The sequence below is a fragment of the Pseudomonas sp. genome (assembly GCF_049590575.1).
In the GTDB taxonomy this organism is placed as follows: Bacteria; Pseudomonadota; Gammaproteobacteria; order Pseudomonadales; family Pseudomonadaceae; genus Aquipseudomonas.
Map to the genome: position 1 here is coordinate 1 of NZ_JBAWDE010000427.1, position 18,128 is coordinate 18,128.

Below are 18,128 nucleotides of genomic sequence, written 5' to 3' on the forward strand. Positions count from 1 at the left end.
GTGGGAGCGGGCTTGCTCGCGAAAGCGGTGTATCAGTCGACTTATTCAGTCACTGACACTCCGTTTTCGCGAGCAAGCCCGCTCCCACAGATGGTTTGGCACTGTTGCAGAAAACTTATGCGCTGAAACCACCATCAATGGTCAGGCTGGCCCCCGTGATATACCCAGCCTCAGGCCCCGCCAGATACGCCACAAAACTCGCAATCTCTTCCACCTGCCCATAACGCCCGACCGCCATCAACCCGATCAGGGTCTCGGCAAAATCGCTGTTCGCCGGGTTCATATCGGTGTCCACCGGCCCTGGCTGCACGTTATTGATAGTGATGCCGCGCGGGCCCAGGTCTCGCGCCAGGCCCTTGGTCAAGCCTACCAGCGCCGCCTTGCTCATCGCATACGGGCCGCCACCGCCAAACGGCATGCGCTCGGCGTTGGTGCTGCCGATATTGATCACCCGGCCACCTTCACCCATATGCTTGGCCGCTTCCTGGGTCGCGATAAACACGCTGCGCACGTTGATTGCCAGGGTCTGGTCGAAGTCTTCCAGTGTGAAGTCTTCCAGCGGTGCAATGGCCAGCACGCCGGCGTTGTTCACCAGGATATCCAGGCGGCCGAAGGCTTCGACGGTGGCGTTGACTGCGTTGCGAATCGCCGTGGCGTCAGCGCTGTCGGCCTGAATCGCCAGGGCTTTGCCGCCTGCGCTGATCACGCTGTTCTGCAAGGCTTCAGCCTTGGTCGCCGAGCTGACGTAGGTGAAGGCGACCGCTGCGCCCTGTGCCGCCAAGCGCTTGACGATGGCGGCGCCGATGCCGCGCGAACCGCCTTGAACCAAGGCGACTTTGCCGGTGAGATTTTGTGTAGTCATGTCGATCTCCAAGTAGTTGATGGGCTGAGTATCGACCTCACACCCGTAACCCGGTAGACCGTGATTGCTATAGTCTGTGTAAACCAAAAGTTGGGAATAGGCGGATATGGAAAGCTTTGGCAGTATCGAATGCTTTGTGCGCAGCGCCGAGGGCGGCAGCTTCGCCGAGGCCGCCCGCCACCTGAGCCTGACCCCGGCGGCAGTCGGCAAAAGCGTCGCCAAGCTCGAAGCACGCCTGGGTGTTCGCCTGTTCCAGCGCAGCACCCGGCGCCTGACCCTGACCGAAGCCGGCAAGCTGTTCCTCGAAGAAGTCAGCGGCAGCCTCACCACCATCCAGAACGCCGTGGCCAACCTGGCCAGTGCCGAAGGGCGCCCTGTGGGCACGCTCAAGGTGAGCATGGGCACGGTGTTCGGCAACCGTTATGTGGTGCCGCTGCTGGGCGAGTTCATGCGGCGCTTTCCGGATATCAGTCCGGACTGGCATTTCGATAACCGCCAGGTCGACTTGATCGGGCAAGGCTTTGACGCGGCCATTGGCGGGGGGTTCGAGCTGCCGCAAGGCGTCGTTGCGCGCAAGCTGTCACCGGCGCACCGGGTGCTGGTGGCTTCGCCGGGTTACTTGGCACGGCGCTCGCCGGTCATGGCGCCTGAAGACTTGTCGCGTTGCCTGGGCATCCTGATCCGCTCCCCGCAAACCGGGCGCATACGTTCCTGGCAGCTCACTGGCCCGGAGCGTGACCAACGCCCGCTGGCGCTGAAACCCGGCATGACCATGAGTGATTCCGAAGCCGCCTGCTGCGCCAGCGGCCAAGGGCTGGGTATCGCGCTGGTGAGTATGCCGATGGCCGTGCCATTTCTCGACAGCGGCGAGGTGGTGCGGGTGCTGCCTGACTGGTATGTCGACGACGGCAATATTTCCATCTACTACGCCGAGCACAAACTGCTGCCGGGCAAGACCCGGGCGTTTGTGGATTTCATCATCGAGCAGTTTGCCGAGCAGGGTTTGGGACAGCGGTTCAGCGCGATCTGAATGGGGCAGGGGCAAGCCCCCTCCCACAGTTGTTTTTCAGTGACCGAACTTACCGGGCCAGCCAATGACCTTCTTCGGTCTTGGCGTCGCGTAGGTCCGAATCTTCGACGTCGATAACCCCAGCCGCACCAGGGATTCGGCAATCGTGACCGCTGCGGTCACTCCATCCACCACCGGCACGCCGGTGCGGTGGCGAATCTGCTCATCGAGGCCGGCCATACCGCCGCAACCCAGGCAAATCACCTCGGCCTTGTCTTCGCTGATGGCCAGCTCGGCCTGACGCACGATGGCTTCCATGGCGGCCAGAGGGTCTTCTTCCAGTTCGAGTACCGCCATGCCGCTGGCGCGCACCGAGGCGCAGCGCTGGTATAAACCGGCGAGTTTCAGGCGGTCTTCGATCAGCGGCACCGTGCGGTCCAGGGTAGTCACTACCGAATAGGCGTGGCCCAGGAACATCGCGGTGCTGGCGGCCGCTTCGGTGATGTCCACCACCGGCACGTTCAACAGTTCCTGCAAACCTTCACGGCCATGTTCGCCGTAGCCGGCCTGGATCACCGCATCGAATGGCTGGTCGTAGGCCATCACCCGGTCCATCACGGCGATAGCGGCGAGGTAGCTTTCAAAGTTGCCCTCCACCGATTCCGCGCCAAAGTAAGGGGTGAGCCCGACAATTTCGGTGCCCGGTGCGGCCACCGCCCGTGCTTGCTGGGCGATGGTCTCGGTGATGGATTCGGTGGTGTTGACGTTGACCACGAGGATGCGCATGGAATGTCCTTGATTAATGACTGACGTTATCGACTGCAATGCTTTCGCCGCTGACATCGGCGTAGAACGGCCGGCGCTTGGCGATCAGCAGGTAGAGCAACCCTGCAATACCGGCGCCAAACAGCCAGGAAAACGGCGAGACGCTGGTAAATCCCGGCAACAGCGCCAGCAGGATGGCAATTACGGCTGCGGGAACAAACGCGGCTACCGCACGCAAATTCACCCCGCGGCTGTAGTAATAAACGCCATTCGAGTCTTCGCTATACAGCTGCGGCACGTCTACCTGGCTTTTACGGATCAGCCAGTAATCGACCATGATCACCCCGTAAAGCGGCCCCAGCAGGGCGCCCAGGCCAGACAGGAAATACACGATCACCAGCGGGCTGTTATAGAGGTTCCACGGCAGGATCAGCACCGCCACGGTGGCGCTGATCAACCCGGCACGGCGGAAGTTCAGGTACTTGGGCGCCAGGTTGCTCAGCACAAAGGCCGGCGCGACAAAGTTGGCCATGATGTTCACCGCCACGGTGACGATCAGGAAGGCCAGGCAACCCAGCACAAGAAAGAAGGTATTGGGGATGGCCGCGATGATTTCGGTGGGGCTTTCGATCACCCGGCCATTCAGCTGGAATTGCCCGCCGCACAGCAGCACGGTGATCGCGGCAAACACCAGGATGTTCACCGGCAAGCCCCAGAAGTTGCCAACCTGAATGGTCTTGCGGCACGGCGAGGAGCGCGCGAAGTCGCAGAAATTGAGGATCAGCGTGCCGTAGATGGCCAGCCACAGCGCGCCGCCGGCAAAGATATTGCGCCACATCTCGCCGCCGCTCAGCGGTTCGCGGATCGACCAGGCAATGTGGCCGCCCGCCTGGAAATACATCCAGCCGGCCAGCGAGGCGACGGTGAGCAAAATCACCGGGCCGGCGAAGCCTTCATAGCGCCGCACCATCTCCATGCCGTAGGCCAGGATCACCAGTTGCACCAGCCAGATCGCCACAAAACACGCCCAGCCCAGCGAGGACAAGCCGAGTATCGAGTTGTGGTCATAGTCGGCAAAGCCCGGATGAATCGCGGTCAGCAGCACGCGGAAAACCACCGAGGCCAGGTAGGTCTGGATACCAAACCAGGCAATCGCAATGACCGCGCGGATCAACGCCGGAATCTGCGCCCCATGGATGCCGAAACTGATGCGGCTGATAACCGGAAACGGCACGCCGGTCTTTTGCCCCATATACCCCGACAGGTTCATGAAGAAGTACACCAGCGCCGCGCCGATGCCCAGCGACAACAGGATCTGCCAGCCGCCGAGGCCCAGCGCGTACAAACCAATGGCGAAAGAGTAATTGGCGATGTTGTGCACATCATTGGTCCACAGCGCAAAGATGCTGTAGCGGCCCCAGCGCCGGCCTTCGACCTTGGTCGGCGCCAGGTCCTTGTTGTGCAGGCGCGGGCTCAGCACCAAAGGGCCTGGGCTGACGGCCTCGGGGTTCAGGGAGGTGGCGGGCAGATCCAGTGCGAGAGTGTTCGAGAGGCTTGTGCGCATTCCGGCAGGCTCCAGCACATCGGCAGACAAGCCGCTGATGGCAAAGTGTATGTAGGTTTTGTATTTATTGTATACAAAGCGTGTTTCACCTTAAGCCACATGCGTGCCAGTTTTCGATCTATGAAAACTGCGGGTAATTTCGTTTTTACAGGGTTAGTAAATAACTGACTGAATTCAAAGCGATATAAATTGACCGATTGAACAGCTATTTATTTTTTACGGGGGAGGCGCTCTATTCAAGCGGTAAACATTGAGCGGGGAGGGGTGTTACGTTTTGGTGCGAAGGAATTTAGATTGCACACATAAATGGCACCGATAGTTACAAAGGTGTGTACAGGACTTGTGTCCACCACAAAGCAAATGTGGGAGCTGGCTTGCCCGCGAAGGCGGTGTGCCAGTCACCGAATGCATCGACTGAACCACCGCCTTCGCGAGCAAGCCCGCTCCCACAGGTTTTACAGCGACAGCGCCTAGGCCTTGCTGATGATGTTGCCGGCGTGCAGCCCGCATTCCTTCTGCGTCGCTTCTTCCCACCACCAGCGGCCTTCGCGCTCGTGCTGGTTCGGCAACACCGGGCGGGTGCAGGGCTCGCAGCCGATGCTGATAAAACCGCGCTCATGCAGGCTGTTGTAAGGCAGCTCCAGCATGCGGATGTAACCCCAGACTTCTTCGCTGGTCATCTGCGCCAGCGGGTTGAATTTGTACAGCGTGCGTTCCGGGGTGGAGAAGGCCGTGTCGATCTCCAACACCGCCACCTGGCTGCGGGTGCCGGGGCTCTGGTCACGGCGCTGGCCGGTGGCCCAGGCATTCACGCCGGAAAGCTTGCGGCGCAGCGGTTCGATTTTGCGCACACCGCAGCACTCGCCATGGCCATCCTTGTAAAAGCTGAACAGGCCCTTCTCCTTGACGAAGGGTTCCAGCATGCTCTGGTCCGGCGAGATCAGTTCGATGTCGATCTTGTAGAAGTCGCGCACCTGCTCGATAAACCTATAGGTCTCGGGGTGCAGGCGGCCGGTGTCGAGGCTGAACACCTTGACGTTCTTGTTGAGCTTCCAGGCCATGTCTACCAGCACCACGTCCTCGGCGCCGCTGAAGGAAATCCACAGGTCATCACCGAACTGGCTGAAAGCCAGCTTGAGAATGTCCTGGGCGGATTTGTTGGCGTAAGTCGCGGCGAGTTCAGCGACGTCGAAGGTTTGGTTCATCAGCACGGTTCCTACAGGTCAGTGGCGCTGAGCGCTCTATAGGGGAGCGATGGTATCAAAATCCGCTCTGCGTTGCGGCGGCGGGCTTGAATCGCTAGAGTTCGGCAGAGCTTTTTGCTGGCCCAACTTAATAAAACCAATGGGAGCGTCTTGTGGAAATTGCCTGTCTTGACCTGGAAGGGGTGCTGGTGCCGGAAATCTGGATCGCCTTCGCCGAAAAAACCGGTATCGAATCCCTGCGGGCCACCACACGGGATATTCCCGACTACGACGTGCTGATGCAGCAGCGCCTGCGCATCCTCGACGAGCATGGGCTGAAGCTCGCCGATATCCAGGCCGTGATCGCCACCCTCAAGCCGCTGGACGGTGCCATCGAATTCGTCAACTGGCTGCGTGAACGCTTCCAGGTGGTGATCCTGTCGGACACCTTCTACGAATTCTCCCAGCCGCTGATGCGCCAGCTGGGCTTCCCGACGCTGTTGTGCCACCGCCTGATCACCGATGAAAACGACCGGGTGGTCAGTTACCAACTGCGCCAGAAAGACCCCAAGCGCCAGTCGGTGCTGGCGTTCAAGACCCTCTACTACCGCGTGATCGCCGCCGGCGATTCCTACAACGACACCACCATGCTCGGCGAAGCTGACCGGGGGATTCTGTTCCACGCGCCGGAGAATGTGATTCGCGAGTTCCCGCAATTCCCGGCAGTGCATACCTTTGAGGATTTGAAGAAAGAGTTCATCAAGGCATCGAACCGGCAACTGAGCCTGTAAGTTATTCAGCGAGGCTGACGGCCCTATCGCAGGCAAGCTAGCTCCCACATCTTATTGGGGTCACACATCAGCATGTGGGAGTCGGGCTTGCCCGCGATGAGGCCGTTAGAGTCAGTGCGCATTTCCCTGCTGAACGCCTGCAAGCAGTCGCTCATAAGGGATACTCACGCCTTCATGCAGGCGTTTGATCATCGACAAGCTCAGCTTGCGCGTGTGATTCAGCACTTCGCAAACACGCCCGCTCGTACCGCTGCTCACGTGCAATCGCGCAAACATCTTCGACAAGTAAACACACGCGTTTTCAGCGCGAAAGAACCTTGCGCTACAGGTTTTCCAAAGTGTGTAACAACACCCGCACCTTGGTCAGCGACTCCTGATACTCCGCCTCCCACTGCGAATCCGCGACAATCCCGCCGCCGCCCCAGCAGCACACTTGCCCATCCTTGACCAGCAAGCTGCGGATCGCAATCGAGCTGTCCATCTCGCCGCGCACGTCCAGGTACACCAGCGAACCGCAGTACAACCCGCGTCGGGTCGGCTCCAGCTCGTCGATGATCTGCATCGCGCGGATCTTCGGCGCGCCGGTGATGGAGCCGCCGGGGAAGCTGCCGGCGATCAGGTCGAGGGCGTCTTTGTCATCGGCCAATTCGCCGGTCACGCTGCTGACCAAGTGGTGCACGTTGGGGTAGCTTTCCAGGCTGAACAGCTCCGGCACTTTCACCGAGCCGGTGCGGCAGGTGCGGCCCAGGTCGTTGCGCAGCAGGTCGACGATCATAAGGTTTTCCGCGCGATCCTTGGGGCTGGCCAGCAATTCGGCGGCATTCGCGGCGTCTTCTTGTGGCGTGATGCCGCGCGGGCGGGTGCCTTTGATCGGGCGGGTTTCGACCTGGCGTTCGCTGATGCGCACAAAGCGCTCCGGTGACAGGCTCAGCACCGCGCCGTCATCCGGCAGGCTTTGGAACCCGGAAAACGGCGTGGGGCAGGCTTCGCGCAAGGTGCAGTAAGCCACCCACGGATCGCCGATGCACGGCGCGCGGAAGCGCTGGGCGAAATTGACCTGGTAGCAGTCGCCGGCCTGGATGTAATCCTGAATGCGCACGATGGCCTGCCGGTAAGCCTCGGCGCTGAGGTCCGGCGCCATGGGGCCTTGAAGTTTGAACCTGGCCGCTTCGACGACAACGTCATGGCCGAACAACGCGACCAACCGCTGCCGCTCGCTTTCAGCCAAGGAGGGGTGAAACACCAACTGGCTGGTCTGCGCCTGGTGATCGCTGATCAGCGCCCAGGCGTACAGGCCGAAGCGCGCGTCCGGCAGGTGCAAGTCGTCTGCTGCCAGGTGCGGCATAGGCTCCAGGTGCCGGCCAAAGTCATAACTCAGGTAGCCAATCAGCCCGCCGGCAAACGGTAGCTCAAGACCTTGGGGGATTGCCGCTTCACCCAGCTGCGTCAGGTTGTTCCGTAAACGCTGCAGGAAGTTGCTGCCACTTTCGTCAGGCTCTACCGTCAGCGTCTCGATTGGCCAGGCGCTGAGCAGGTCGTAACGCCCACGGTCAGCCGAGGGGCGGCCGCTGTCGAGCAGTATCGCGCCGGGGGCGTGGCGGATCGCCGCAAAGTAGTCGGCGGGGTTGGCCCGGTAGGGCAGCGGGTGAACGGAACAGGTCGACATGCGGGGTGGATCAGCCGTTGGCGTGGGGGATGCGATTGTAGTCCCCCGTAGGACTTGGTCCTAGGGGGGGATGTCGGCGATAGACAGATTGAGAGTCGATCAGCCTTCCACAGCAGGAATATGCCCAAACATTTCCTGCACAAATTTCACCCGCTCTTCAGGGGTTTCCGTGACGCCTGCGGCCTTCAATGCTTCGAGCCGCGCTTCAACCGCGTGGGTGCGTAGGGTCAAGCCGCAGTCATTGGCAATCTGGATATTCAGCCCTGGCCGCGCATTCAGCTCGAGAATCAGTGGGCCTTTTTCCTGGTCCAACACCATGTCCACGCCGATATAACCCAACCCGCACAGCTCGTAGCAGCCTGCCGCGAGCTTCATGAAACCGTCCCAGTTGGGCAGTTGCACGCCGTCCACCGCATTGGTGGTGTCGGGGTGCTTGGTGATGATGTTGTTCAGCCAGGTGCCACGCAGGGTCAGGCCGGTTGCCAGGTCGACCCCCACGCCAATCGCGCCCTGGTGCAGGTTGGCCTTGCCGCCGGACTGGCGGGTCGGCAAGCGCAGCATGGCCATCACCGGGTAGCCCATCAGCACGATGATGCGGATATCCGGTACGCCTTCGTAGCTGATGCTCTTGAAGATCTGGTCGGGCACCACGCGGTACTCGATCAGCGCGCGGTCGCGGTGGCCGCCCAGGGAATACAGGCCGGTGAGAATGCTCGAGATCTGGTGCTCGATCTCCTCATGGCTGATGATCTTGCCCGACACCGTGCGATAGCGCCCTTCAAAGCGGTCCGCCACCACCAGGATGCCATCACCGCCGGCGCCCTGGGCCGGCTTGATCACGAAGTCGCTGCGCCCGCCGATAATCTCGTCAAGCTTGTCGATTTCCTTCTCAGTGGAAATGACCCCGTACATCTCCGGCACGTGAATGCCGGCCGCCATCGCCCGTTCCTTGGTGATGATCTTGTCATCCACGATCGGGTACAGGCTGCGCTTGTTGTACTTGAGCACGTAGTCGGCGTTACGCCGGTTGATGCCCATGATCCCCCGCGCTTCCAGGGCTTTCCAGGTCTTCCAGAAGCCGAACATTACGAATCAGCCTTCAGGAACGCCTTGAAACGCACCAGTTCGGTCAGGCGGTAGCCGCGATAACGCCCCATGGCCAGCATGAAACCCACCAGGATCAGCAGGATCGCCGGGAAGGTGAACACGAAGTAGACCAGCTCCGGCACGCTCATGATCAAGTGCGCCAGGGACGCCGCGAACAAGGTGCCGATCGCGACTTTAAGCGCATGGTTGGCGCCGCGTTCTTCCCAGGTGATCGACAGGCGTTCGATGGTCATGGTCAAAATCACCATCGGGAACAGCGCCACCGACAGCCCGCGTTCCAGGCCCAGCTTGTGGCTGAACAGGCTGATGGCCGCGATCAGTACCACCACGAAGGTCAGCACCACCGACAACCTCGGCAGCATTTGCAACTTCAAGTGTTCCAGATAAGACCTGAGGGATAACCCCAGCGCCGTAATAATCGTGAACAGCACGATCCCGAAGCCCAGCTGCGTCTCGCGGAACGCCAGCGCGATCAGCACCGGGGTAAAGGTGCCGAGGGTCTGCAGGCCGATCAGGTTGCGCAGGATCAGGATCACCAGCACCCCAATCGGGATCATCACCATGATCATGAAGGTCTGCTGGGTCTGCAGCGGCAGGCCGTACAGCGAGTATTCGAGGAAGTTGGCGTCGGTGTTCTCGTCGGTCAGCTTGGCCAGGCGAATCGCGTTCATTTCGCTGTTGTTAAGGCTGAAGGTGACCATGGCTTTCTTGCCGCCATCGACGGTGATCAGGTTTTCATCGCCGGTCCACCACAGCAGACGGTCGGCCGGCAGGCCTTGCTCGCCGGTTTCCGGGTTGAAGTACAGCCAGTCATTGCCATTGAAGCTGCGCAGCCACAGTTCCGGGGATTGCGGCTGGTCGGCCACCAGGCGAATGGTGTGGACTTTTTCCACCGGCACATGGGCGATGGATAGCAGCAACTCGACGATCTTGGCCTTGTGCGGAATCGACGGGTCGCCCGCCAGCAGCAGCTTAACGTTGTCGTCGTTGAGGTTGTTGGTGCGCTTGATGGCTTCGGTGATAAAGGTTTCGACGTCGGCCGAGTGTTGGCGGATCGGCGCGAGCAGGGCTTCGGCGGCGATTTTTTCCGGGCCTTCCACGGCGATGCTGTCGCGGAAGGTCGGGCCTTTGATCTTGACCTTTTCGCCGCTGTAGCGCTTGGTCAGCACCAGGCGGTAATACAGGGTCTGGTTGCCCTTGGCACGGCGCGCCGACCAGGTGACCTTGCGGTTGCCGTCGGTGCGGTTGACGCTCACGCCGTAATTGTTCGAGATAAAACTTTCATTGAGGCTGACGAAGTCGCGGCTCAGCGGCGGCACGAACATCTGGATTTTCACCGGGTCTTTCGGGTTGGCGACGAACTCGACCTTGGCGTCGATGTTCCACAAGTCGTCGGTGGCGTCCTCGGTAACGGGGATCCCCAGCACGAAGATCTGGTAGCAGGTGACCGAAATACCCAGGATCACCAGGATGGCGATCAGGATTCTCAGGTGCAGGGTCAGAGAGCGCATTCGGTTTACTCGGCGGTATGAGCGTCGGCGGCGCAGGCGGGTTTGCCTGCTGCATATTTAAGACTGGGGTCGACCAGCGCATCAAAGCGTTTCAACGCTTCGGAGCCGATCAGCAGCGGGTATTGGAAGGCGCTGCGGTCAGTCAAGTTCACTTCGATGCTGCGTAAAGCGGTGCCCATGCAGATGTCCAGGGCAATCACCGGACGGGCGGTATAGTTCTTGTCTTCATCGGGGTCGTAGTCACCGGCGCGGCGCTTGATCTTGCTGACGCGGGCCAGGGGGCGCTCGATGGGGTGGGAATGGGCGGTGTCGATGGCCAGGTAGAAACGTACCCAGGATTCACCATTGCGCTTGAAGCGCTTGATATCCCGGGCGCTGAGGGAGGCGGTCTTGGCGCCAGTGTCCAGTTTGGCGGCTACTTCCAGGTCGATCCCGGCCAACTGCGCGTATTCGTTGAGGCCATACACGCTCTTCTCGGCGGCAGCGCCAAGGCCTGGTGCGGCCAGCAGGCAAATCAATAAAAGGAAGGGCTTGAGTCTCATAGATCCCGAGGCTGTGCAGTGCGATGTTGAATTCAAGGCGACTGGCATGACTGCGCAAGCTCCTTCGTGCGCCGTTTCATCAAGCGATGTCAGGCAAATGCGGCGGGCATTCTAACATGATGCTTTTCTGACGCCAGCGCTGGCAGCCGGCCATGCCCTGATAGGGTGCAACCGACGGTTATTAGACGATTGTCGACAATGTGTATTTATTCTTTGACTAAGTGGGGCTGATTGGCTAGTTTTTGCCGCATTGCTTTTAAAGGTGTCGACAATATGCTGGATCAGCTGGAAACCCCAGTGGTGGCGCAAGACGATGCCCAGACCATGTCCGAGAATGTCTTCCGGCGTATCCAGGCCGCCATTGTCAAGGGCGAGATCGCCCCCGGCAGCAAAATCTCCGAGCCCGAGCTGGCGCGCACCTACGGCATCAGCCGCGGTCCGCTGCGCGAGGCGATCCACCGCCTGGAAGGCCAGCGCCTGCTGGTGCGCGTGCCTCACGTCGGCGCGCGAGTGGTGTCCTTGAGCCATGCCGAGCTGGTTGAGCTGTATGAAATCCGCGAGTCCCTGGAAGGCATGGCCTGCCGGCTGGCCGCCGAGCGCATGACCGACGCGGAGATCGAAGAACTGCGCCAGGTACTGCACACCCACGAGCGCGACGAAGCGTTCCAGGCCGGCCTCGGCTACTACCAGCAGGAAGGCGACTTCGATTTTCATTACCGGATAATTCAAGGCGCCGGAAATCGCACCCTGACCCAAATGCTCTGCGGCGAGCTCTACCAGTTGGTGCGCATGTACCGCATCCAGTTCTCCGCCACCCCCAATCGTCCACGCCAGGCCTTTGCCGAACATCACCGCATTCTCGACGCGATTGCCGATCGCGACGGTGAACTGGCCGAACTGTTGATGCGCCGTCACATCGGTGCCTCCAAACGCAACATTGCCCGCCACTTCCCCGGCGGCGCTCCTGAACGAGGTGAGTCATGAGTTCCAACAATAAAAGCACTCCAGGCCAACGTTTTCGTGACGCGGTCGCCAGCGAGCAGCCGTTGCAGGTGGTCGGTGCGATCAACGCCAACCACGCGCTGCTGGCCAAGCGTGCCGGCTTCAAGGCGATTTATCTGTCGGGCGGCGGCGTCGCAGCCGGTTCCCTGGGGGTGCCGGACCTGGGCATCACCGGCCTGGACGACGTACTGACCGACGTGCGCCGCATCACCGACGTGTGCGACCTGCCGCTGCTGGTGGACGTGGACACCGGGTTCGGCTCGTCGGCGTTCAACGTGGCGCGCACGGTCAAGTCGATGATCAAGTTCGGCGCCGCCGCGATCCATATTGAAGACCAGGTCGGCGCCAAGCGCTGCGGCCATCGCCCGAACAAGGAAATCGTGTCCCAGCAGGAAATGGTCGACCGCATCAAGGCCGCCGTGGATGCGCGCACCGATGACAGCTTCGTGATCATGGCGCGCACCGACGCGCTGGCGGTCGAAGGGTTGGAGTCGGCCTTAGAACGGGCTGCCGCGTGCATCGAAGCCGGCGCCGACATGGTGTTCCCGGAAGCCATCACTGAGCTGGAGATGTACAAGCTGTTCGCCTCCCGCGTGAAGGCCCCAATCCTGGCCAACATCACCGAATTCGGCGCCACGCCGCTGTACACCACCGAACAGTTGAAATCTGCCGATGTTTCCATCGTGCTGTACCCGCTCTCGGCCTTTCGTGCCATGAACAAGGCCGCCGAGAACGTCTACACCGCGATCCGTCGCGACGGCACCCAACAGAACGTGATCGACACCATGCAAACCCGCATGGAGCTTTACGATCGCATCGACTACCACACCTTCGAGCAGAAGCTCGACGCGCTGTTCGCCGCGAAAAAGTAACGAACACGCCTCCCTGAATAACTACAAAATTGGAGAACAACCATGGCTGAAGCAAAAGTATTGAGTGGTGCCGGCCTGCGTGGCCAGGTGGCCGGGCAGACCGCACTGTCCACCGTGGGCCAGGCCGGTGCCGGCTTGACCTACCGCGGCTATGACGTGCGTGAACTGGCCGCCGACGCGCAGTTCGAAGAAGTCGCCTACCTGCTGCTGTACGGCGAACTGCCGACCCAAGCCGAGTTGGCCGCCTACAGCAAAAAGCTCAGTACGCTGCGCGACCTGCCCCAGGCGCTGAAAGAAGTGCTCGAACGCATCCCCGCCGACGCCCACCCAATGGACGTGATGCGCACCGGTTGCTCGTTCCTCGGCAATATCGAGCCGGAAAAAGACTTCAGCGTGCAACGCGATGTCACCGACCGCCTGCTCGCCGCTTTCCCGGCGATCATGTGCTACTGGTACCGCTTCAGCCACGACGGCAAGAAGATTGACTGCGTGACGGACGAGCCGACCATCGGCGGGCACTTCCTGCACCTGTTGCACGGCAAGAAGCCGAGCGAGCTGCACGAGAAGGTCATGAACGTGTCGTTGATTCTCTATGCCGAACACGAATTCAACGCCTCGACCTTCACCGCCCGCGTGTGTGCGTCGACCGTGTCCGACCTGTATTCCTGCGTGACCGCCGCCATTGGTTCGCTGCGCGGCCCGTTGCACGGCGGCGCCAACGAAGCGGCGATGGAGATGATCGAGCGTTTCGGCTCGGCCGCAGAAGCCGTCGAAGGCACCCTCGGCATGCTCGCGCGCAAGGACAAGATCATGGGCTTTGGCCACGCGATCTACAAAGACAGCGACCCGCGTAATGAAGTGATCAAAGGCTGGTCGAAAAAACTCGCTGACGAGGTGGGCGATACGGTGCTGTTCCCGGTCTCCGAGGCCATCGACAAGACCATGTGGGAGCAGAAGAAACTGTTCCCCAATGCCGACTTCTATCACGCTTCGGCGTACCACTTCATGGGCATCCCGACCAAGCTGTTCACGCCGATTTTCGTCTGCTCGCGGCTGACCGGCTGGGCGGCGCATGTGTTCGAGCAGCGCGCCAACAACCGCATCATCCGCCCAAGCGCCGAGTACATCGGCGTCGAACAGCGCAAGTTCGTGCCAATCGAACGTCGCTGAATAAAGAGACCGGCGATCCTGAAGTGATAACCGAATCAAAAATGTGGGAGCGGGCTTGCTCGCGAATACGGTGTGTCATTCAACACATTCGGCGACTGTTCCACCGCCTTCGCGAGCAAGCCCGCTCCCACATTTTGATCGCATTCCACCTCGGAGTCAGTCCGCACCTTTTGTACCCACCGTGACCGAGTCCTGACGATGAACACTGAATTTCGCCAACCGCTGCCCGGCAGCCGCCTGGATTTCTACGACGCCCGCGCGGCTGTCGATGCAATCAGCCCCGGTGCCTACGCCACCTTGCCTTATACCTCGCGGGTGCTCGCCGAGAACCTGGTGCGCCGTTGCGACCCGGCCACCCTCAATGCTTCCTTGAGTCAACTGATCGAGCGCAAGCGCGACCTCGACTTCCCGTGGTTCCCGGCGCGCGTGGTGTGCCATGACATCCTCGGCCAGACCGCGCTGGTCGACCTCGCCGGCCTGCGCGACGCCATTGCCCTGCAAGGCGGCGACCCGGCCCAGGTCAACCCGGTGGTGCCGACCCAACTAATCGTCGACCACTCCCTGGCCGTCGAAGCCGGTGGGTTTGACCCCGACGCGTTCGAGAAAAACCGCGCCATTGAGGACCGTCGCAACGAAGACCGTTTCCACTTTATCGAGTGGACCAAAAAGGCCTTCAAGAACGTCGACGTAATCCCGCCGGGCAACGGCATCATGCACCAGATCAACCTGGAGAAAATGTCCCCGGTGATCCAGGTGCGCGACGGTGTGGCCTTCCCCGACACCTGCGTCGGCACCGACAGCCACACGCCCCATGTGGATGCCCTGGGCGTTATCGCCATCGGCGTCGGCGGCCTCGAAGCCGAAAGCGTCATGCTCGGCCGCGCCTCGTGGATGCGCCTGCCGGAAATCATCGGCGTCGAGCTGACCGGCAAGCTGCTGCCGGGCATCACCGCCACGGACATGGTGCTGGCCCTGACCGAGTTTTTGCGTAAGCAGAAAGTCGTCGGTGCATGGCTGGAGTTCTTCGGCGAAGGCGCCTCCAAGCTCACCCTGGGCGACCGCGCGACCATCTCCAACATGGCCCCGGAATACGGCGCCACGGCGGCCATGTTCTACATCGACCAACAGACCATCGCCTACCTGAAGCTCACCGGCCGTGAAGACGAGCAAGTCACCTTGGTCGAGCAATACGCGCGCCATACCGGGTTGTGGGCGGACGACCTCAAGGGCGCGCAGTACGAGCGCGGGCTGAGCTTCGACCTGTCCAGCGTGGTGCGCAACATGGCCGGCCCGAGCAACCCGCACGCGCGCGTCGCCACCAGCGACCTGGCCGCCAAAGGCATATCCGGCCAGTGGGAAGAAGTGTCGGGGCAAATGCCCGACGGCGCGGTGATCATTGCGGCGATCACCAGTTGCACCAACACCAGCAACCCGCGCAACGTGATCGCCGCAGGCCTGCTGGCACGCAATGCCAACAAGCTTGGGCTGACGCGCAAGCCGTGGGTCAAATCCTCGCTGGCGCCCGGCTCGAAAACCGTGGCCATGTACCTCGACGAAGCGGGCTTGACCCACGAGTTGGAGCAGCTGGGTTTTGGTGTGGTGGCGTTTGCCTGCACCACCTGCAACGGCATGTCCGGCGCGCTGGACCCGGTGATCCAACAGGAAATCATCGACCGCGACCTGTACGCCACCGCCGTGTTGTCGGGCAACCGCAACTTCGACGGGCGGATTCACCCGTACGCCAAACAGGCGTTCCTGGCCTCGCCACCGTTGGTGGTGGCCTACGCGATTGCCGGCACCATCCGTTTCGACATCGAAAAGGACGTGCTCGGCCTGGATGCCAACGGCAAGGAAATTCGCCTGCAGGACATCTGGCCGAGCGACGAAGAGATCGACGCGGTGGTCAAGGCCTCGGTCAAGCCGGAGCAGTTCCGCGCGGTGTATATCCCGATGTTCGCGATCCACGAAGACACCGGCCCCAAGGTCACGCCGCTGTATGACTGGCGCCCGCAGAGCACCTACATCCGCCGCCCGCCGTACTGGGAAGGCGCGCTGGCCGGGGCACGGCCGCTCAAGGGCATGCGCCCGCTGGCGGTGCTGCCGGACAACATCACCACCGATCACCTGTCGCCGTCCAACGCGATCATGCTCGATAGCGCCGCCGGCGAATACCTGGCGAAAATGGGCTTGCCGGAAGTCGACTTCAACTCCTATGCGACGCATCGCGGCGACCACTTGACCGCGCAGCGCGCGACCTTTGCCAACCCGAAACTGTTCAACGAAATGGTGGTTGAAAACGGCAAGGTCAAGCAGGGCTCCCTCGCGCGCATCGAGCCGGAAGGCCAGGTCACGCGGATGTGGGAAGCCATCGAAACCTACATGGAACGCAAGCAGCCGCTGATCATCATTGCCGGCGCCGACTACGGCCAGGGCTCGTCCCGTGACTGGGCGGCCAAGGGCGTGCGCCTGGCGGGTGTGGAGGCGATTGCCGCCGAAGGCTTCGAGCGCATCCACCGCACCAACCTGGTGGGTATGGGCGTGCTGCCGCTGGAGTTCCTGCCGGGCACCGACCGCCACACCTTGCAGATCGACGGCAGCGAAACCTACGACGTGGTCGGCGAACGCACCCCACGTGCGCAGCTGACCCTGGTGATCAACCGCAAAAGTGGCGAACGTGTCGAAGTGCCGGTGACCTGCCGCCTGGACACCGCCGAAGAAGTGTCGATCTACGAGGCGGGCGGCGTGTTGCAACGTTTTGCCCAGGACTTCCTGGAATCGGCGGCGACCGCCTGAGGGGGATAACCATGGCACACGCAGCGCAAATCAAGATCCCCGCCACCTACATGCGTGGCGGCACCAGCAAGGGCGTGTTTTTCAGCCTCAAGGACCTGCCCGCAACGGCGCAGGTGCCGGGCGCCGCGCGCGACGCCTTGCTGCTCAGGGTGATCGGCAGCCCCGACCCTTATGACAAACAGATCGACGGCATGGGCGGTGCCACGTCGAGCACCAGCAAAAGTGTGATCCTGGCCAAAAGCACTCGCGCTGACCACGATGTGGACTACCTGTTTGGCCAGGTCTCCATCGACAAACCCTTTGTCGACTGGAGCGGCAACTGCGGCAACCTGTCGGCGGCAGTCGGCTCGTTCGCGATCAGCGCCGGGCTGGTCGAACCAGGCCGCGTGCCGCACAACGGCGTGGCCGTGGTGCGGGTGTGGCAGGCCAATATCGGCAAGACCATCATCGCCCACGTGCCGATCACCAACGGTGAAGTGCAGGAAACCGGCGACTTCGAGCTCGATGGCGTGACCTTCCCGGCCGCCGAAGTGCAGTTGGAGTTCATCGACCCGGCGGCGGAAGAAGAGGGCGGCGGTGGCTCGATGTTCCCCACCGGCAACCTGATCGACGACCTCGAAGTGCCGGGTGTCGGCACCTTCAAGGCGACACTGATCAACGCGGGAATCCCGACGATTTTCATCAACGCCGAAGACCTCGGCTACAACGGCACCGAGCTGCAAGCCGCGATCAACGGCGACCCCAAAGCCCTGGCGATGTTCGAGACGGTGCGGGCCCATGGCGCGTTGCGCATGGGTTTGATCAAGCACCTGGACGAAGCCGCCCAGCGGCAGCACACGCCGAAGCTCGCGTTTGTGGCCAGGCCCGCCGATTACGTGGCGTCCAGCGGCAAGACGATCAAGGCCGCTGATGTGGATTTGCTGGTGCGCGCGCTGTCCATGGGCAAGTTGCACCACGCGATGATGGGCACGGCGGCGGTGGCGATTGGCACCGCGGCGGCAATTTCCGGGACGTTGGTCAACCTTGCGGCCGGCGGTATCGCGCGTAATGCGGTGCGGTTCGGGCATCCGTCCGGCACTTTGCGCGTCGGTGCAGAAGCCACCCAGGTGAACGGCGAATGGGTGGTGAAAAAAGCCATCATGAGCCGCAGTGCGCGGGTCCTGATGGAAGGTTTCGTGCGCGTCCCGGGTGACGCTTTCTAAAACCCGACACCAATCCCCTTGTGGGAGCGGGCTTGCTCGCGAATGCGCTGGATCAGTCACTTGATGTGTAGTTGACACACCGCCTTCG

15 protein-coding genes are annotated in these 18,128 nt (G+C 61.6%); 7 read left to right on the top strand and 8 right to left on the bottom strand.

Features of this window, described 5'->3' with window-relative positions; genetic code table 11:
* Window positions 1-115 precede the first annotated feature (115 nt).
* Window positions 116-862 (bottom strand): 3-oxoacyl-ACP reductase family protein, encoded by a 747-nt coding sequence (locus WBR57_RS29605; protein WP_424089046.1) that lies wholly within the window; start codon window positions 860-862, stop codon window positions 116-118.
* A 106-nt stretch (window positions 863-968) separates the two neighbouring features.
* Between WBR57_RS29605 and WBR57_RS29610 the strand changes: the two genes are divergently transcribed.
* Entirely contained in the window at window positions 969-1,892 is a 924-nt protein-coding gene (locus WBR57_RS29610) for a LysR substrate-binding domain-containing protein (protein WP_424089048.1), read from the top strand.
* Window positions 1,893-1,928: 36 nt separating this feature from the next.
* On the opposite strand, the gene WBR57_RS29615 is transcribed toward WBR57_RS29610, so the two are convergent.
* From WBR57_RS29615 to WBR57_RS29625, 3 genes are all read right to left on the bottom strand, one after another.
* Window positions 1,929-2,657, bottom strand: coding sequence for an aspartate/glutamate racemase family protein (locus WBR57_RS29615; protein ID WP_424089050.1), 729 nt, complete (start codon window positions 2,655-2,657; stop codon window positions 1,929-1,931).
* A 13-nt stretch (window positions 2,658-2,670) separates the two neighbouring features.
* Window positions 2,671-4,200 (bottom strand): NCS1 family nucleobase:cation symporter-1, encoded by a 1,530-nt coding sequence (locus WBR57_RS29620; protein WP_424089052.1) that lies wholly within the window; start codon window positions 4,198-4,200, stop codon window positions 2,671-2,673.
* Window positions 4,201-4,670: 470 nt separating this feature from the next.
* Window positions 4,671-5,405: a phosphoadenylyl-sulfate reductase gene (locus WBR57_RS29625; protein ID WP_424089054.1), complete on the bottom strand. Its 735-nt coding sequence runs from the start codon at window positions 5,403-5,405 to the stop codon at window positions 4,671-4,673.
* Between the two features lie 152 nt (window positions 5,406-5,557).
* Here WBR57_RS29625 and thrH point away from each other — a divergent pair, with 152 nt between their 5' ends.
* A complete protein-coding gene (thrH, locus tag WBR57_RS29630; protein ID WP_424089056.1) occupies window positions 5,558-6,175 on the top strand; it encodes a bifunctional phosphoserine phosphatase/homoserine phosphotransferase ThrH in 618 nt (205 codons plus the stop codon).
* Window positions 6,176-6,497: 322 nt separating this feature from the next.
* Here the strand turns inward: thrH and pabB are convergent, their stop codons facing one another.
* From pabB to WBR57_RS29650, 4 genes are all read right to left on the bottom strand, one after another.
* Window positions 6,498-7,841, bottom strand: a complete 1,344-nt coding sequence (gene pabB / locus WBR57_RS29635) for an aminodeoxychorismate synthase component I (RefSeq protein WP_424089058.1) — start codon at window positions 7,839-7,841, stop codon at window positions 6,498-6,500.
* 99 nt (window positions 7,842-7,940) lie between these two features.
* Complete coding sequence (locus WBR57_RS29640; RefSeq protein WP_424089060.1) at window positions 7,941-8,927, bottom strand: alpha-L-glutamate ligase-like protein; 987 nt, start codon at window positions 8,925-8,927, stop codon at window positions 7,941-7,943.
* Window positions 8,927-10,459, bottom strand: a complete 1,533-nt coding sequence (locus tag WBR57_RS29645) for an inactive transglutaminase family protein (RefSeq protein ID WP_424089062.1) — start codon at window positions 10,457-10,459, stop codon at window positions 8,927-8,929. Before WBR57_RS29645 ends, WBR57_RS29640 begins: the two co-directional genes overlap by 1 nt.
* A gap of 5 nt (window positions 10,460-10,464) precedes the next feature.
* On the bottom strand, window positions 10,465-11,001 hold the full coding sequence (locus tag WBR57_RS29650; RefSeq protein ID WP_424089064.1) for an ATP-dependent zinc protease: 537 nt from the start codon (window positions 10,999-11,001) through the stop codon (window positions 10,465-10,467).
* A gap of 273 nt (window positions 11,002-11,274) precedes the next feature.
* Between WBR57_RS29650 and WBR57_RS29655 the strand changes: the two genes are divergently transcribed.
* The 5 genes from WBR57_RS29655 to prpF all read left to right on the top strand — a co-directional run bounded on the left by WBR57_RS29655 (window position 11,275) and on the right by prpF (window position 18,040).
* Entirely contained in the window at window positions 11,275-11,985 is a 711-nt protein-coding gene (locus WBR57_RS29655) for a GntR family transcriptional regulator (RefSeq protein ID WP_424089066.1), read from the top strand.
* Window positions 11,982-12,875, top strand: a complete 894-nt coding sequence (gene prpB / locus WBR57_RS29660) for a methylisocitrate lyase (RefSeq protein WP_122543800.1) — start codon at window positions 11,982-11,984, stop codon at window positions 12,873-12,875. The genes WBR57_RS29655 and prpB overlap by 4 nt, the downstream gene beginning before the upstream one ends.
* A gap of 42 nt (window positions 12,876-12,917) precedes the next feature.
* Window positions 12,918-14,045, top strand: coding sequence for a bifunctional 2-methylcitrate synthase/citrate synthase (gene prpC, locus WBR57_RS29665; protein ID WP_424089069.1), 1,128 nt, complete (start codon window positions 12,918-12,920; stop codon window positions 14,043-14,045).
* A 198-nt stretch (window positions 14,046-14,243) separates the two neighbouring features.
* Complete coding sequence (gene acnD / locus WBR57_RS29670) at window positions 14,244-16,838, top strand: Fe/S-dependent 2-methylisocitrate dehydratase AcnD (RefSeq protein WP_424089071.1); 2,595 nt, start codon at window positions 14,244-14,246, stop codon at window positions 16,836-16,838.
* An 11-nt stretch (window positions 16,839-16,849) separates the two neighbouring features.
* On the top strand, window positions 16,850-18,040 hold the full coding sequence (prpF, locus tag WBR57_RS29675) for a 2-methylaconitate cis-trans isomerase PrpF (protein WP_424089073.1): 1,191 nt from the start codon (window positions 16,850-16,852) through the stop codon (window positions 18,038-18,040).
* Window positions 18,041-18,128 lie beyond the last annotated feature (88 nt).

What these genes read in the sequence shown, in the direction of transcription:
- WBR57_RS29615 (WP_424089050.1), bottom strand. Translation starts at nt 2,657, where the DNA reads ATGCGCATCCTCGTGGTCAACGTCAACACCACCGAATCCATCACCGAG.
- WBR57_RS29655 (WP_424089066.1), top strand. Translation starts at nt 11,275, where the DNA reads ATGCTGGATCAGCTGGAAACCCCAGTGGTGGCGCAAGACGATGCCCAG.
- WBR57_RS29625 (WP_424089054.1), bottom strand. Translation starts at nt 5,405, where the DNA reads ATGAACCAAACCTTCGACGTCGCTGAACTCGCCGCGACTTACGCCAAC.
- prpC (WP_424089069.1), top strand. Translation starts at nt 12,918, where the DNA reads ATGGCTGAAGCAAAAGTATTGAGTGGTGCCGGCCTGCGTGGCCAGGTG.
- prpB (WP_122543800.1), top strand. Translation starts at nt 11,982, where the DNA reads ATGAGTTCCAACAATAAAAGCACTCCAGGCCAACGTTTTCGTGACGCG.
- prpF (WP_424089073.1), top strand. Translation starts at nt 16,850, where the DNA reads ATGGCACACGCAGCGCAAATCAAGATCCCCGCCACCTACATGCGTGGC.
- WBR57_RS29640 (WP_424089060.1), bottom strand. Translation starts at nt 8,927, where the DNA reads ATGTTCGGCTTCTGGAAGACCTGGAAAGCCCTGGAAGCGCGGGGGATC.
- WBR57_RS29620 (WP_424089052.1), bottom strand. Translation starts at nt 4,200, where the DNA reads ATGCGCACAAGCCTCTCGAACACTCTCGCACTGGATCTGCCCGCCACC.
- WBR57_RS29645 (WP_424089062.1), bottom strand. Translation starts at nt 10,459, where the DNA reads ATGCGCTCTCTGACCCTGCACCTGAGAATCCTGATCGCCATCCTGGTG.
- acnD (WP_424089071.1), top strand. Translation starts at nt 14,244, where the DNA reads ATGAACACTGAATTTCGCCAACCGCTGCCCGGCAGCCGCCTGGATTTC.
- WBR57_RS29650 (WP_424089064.1), bottom strand. Translation starts at nt 11,001, where the DNA reads ATGAGACTCAAGCCCTTCCTTTTATTGATTTGCCTGCTGGCCGCACCA.
- WBR57_RS29605 (WP_424089046.1), bottom strand. Translation starts at nt 862, where the DNA reads ATGACTACACAAAATCTCACCGGCAAAGTCGCCTTGGTTCAAGGCGGT.
- pabB (WP_424089058.1), bottom strand. Translation starts at nt 7,841, where the DNA reads ATGTCGACCTGTTCCGTTCACCCGCTGCCCTACCGGGCCAACCCCGCC.
- WBR57_RS29610 (WP_424089048.1), top strand. Translation starts at nt 969, where the DNA reads ATGGAAAGCTTTGGCAGTATCGAATGCTTTGTGCGCAGCGCCGAGGGC.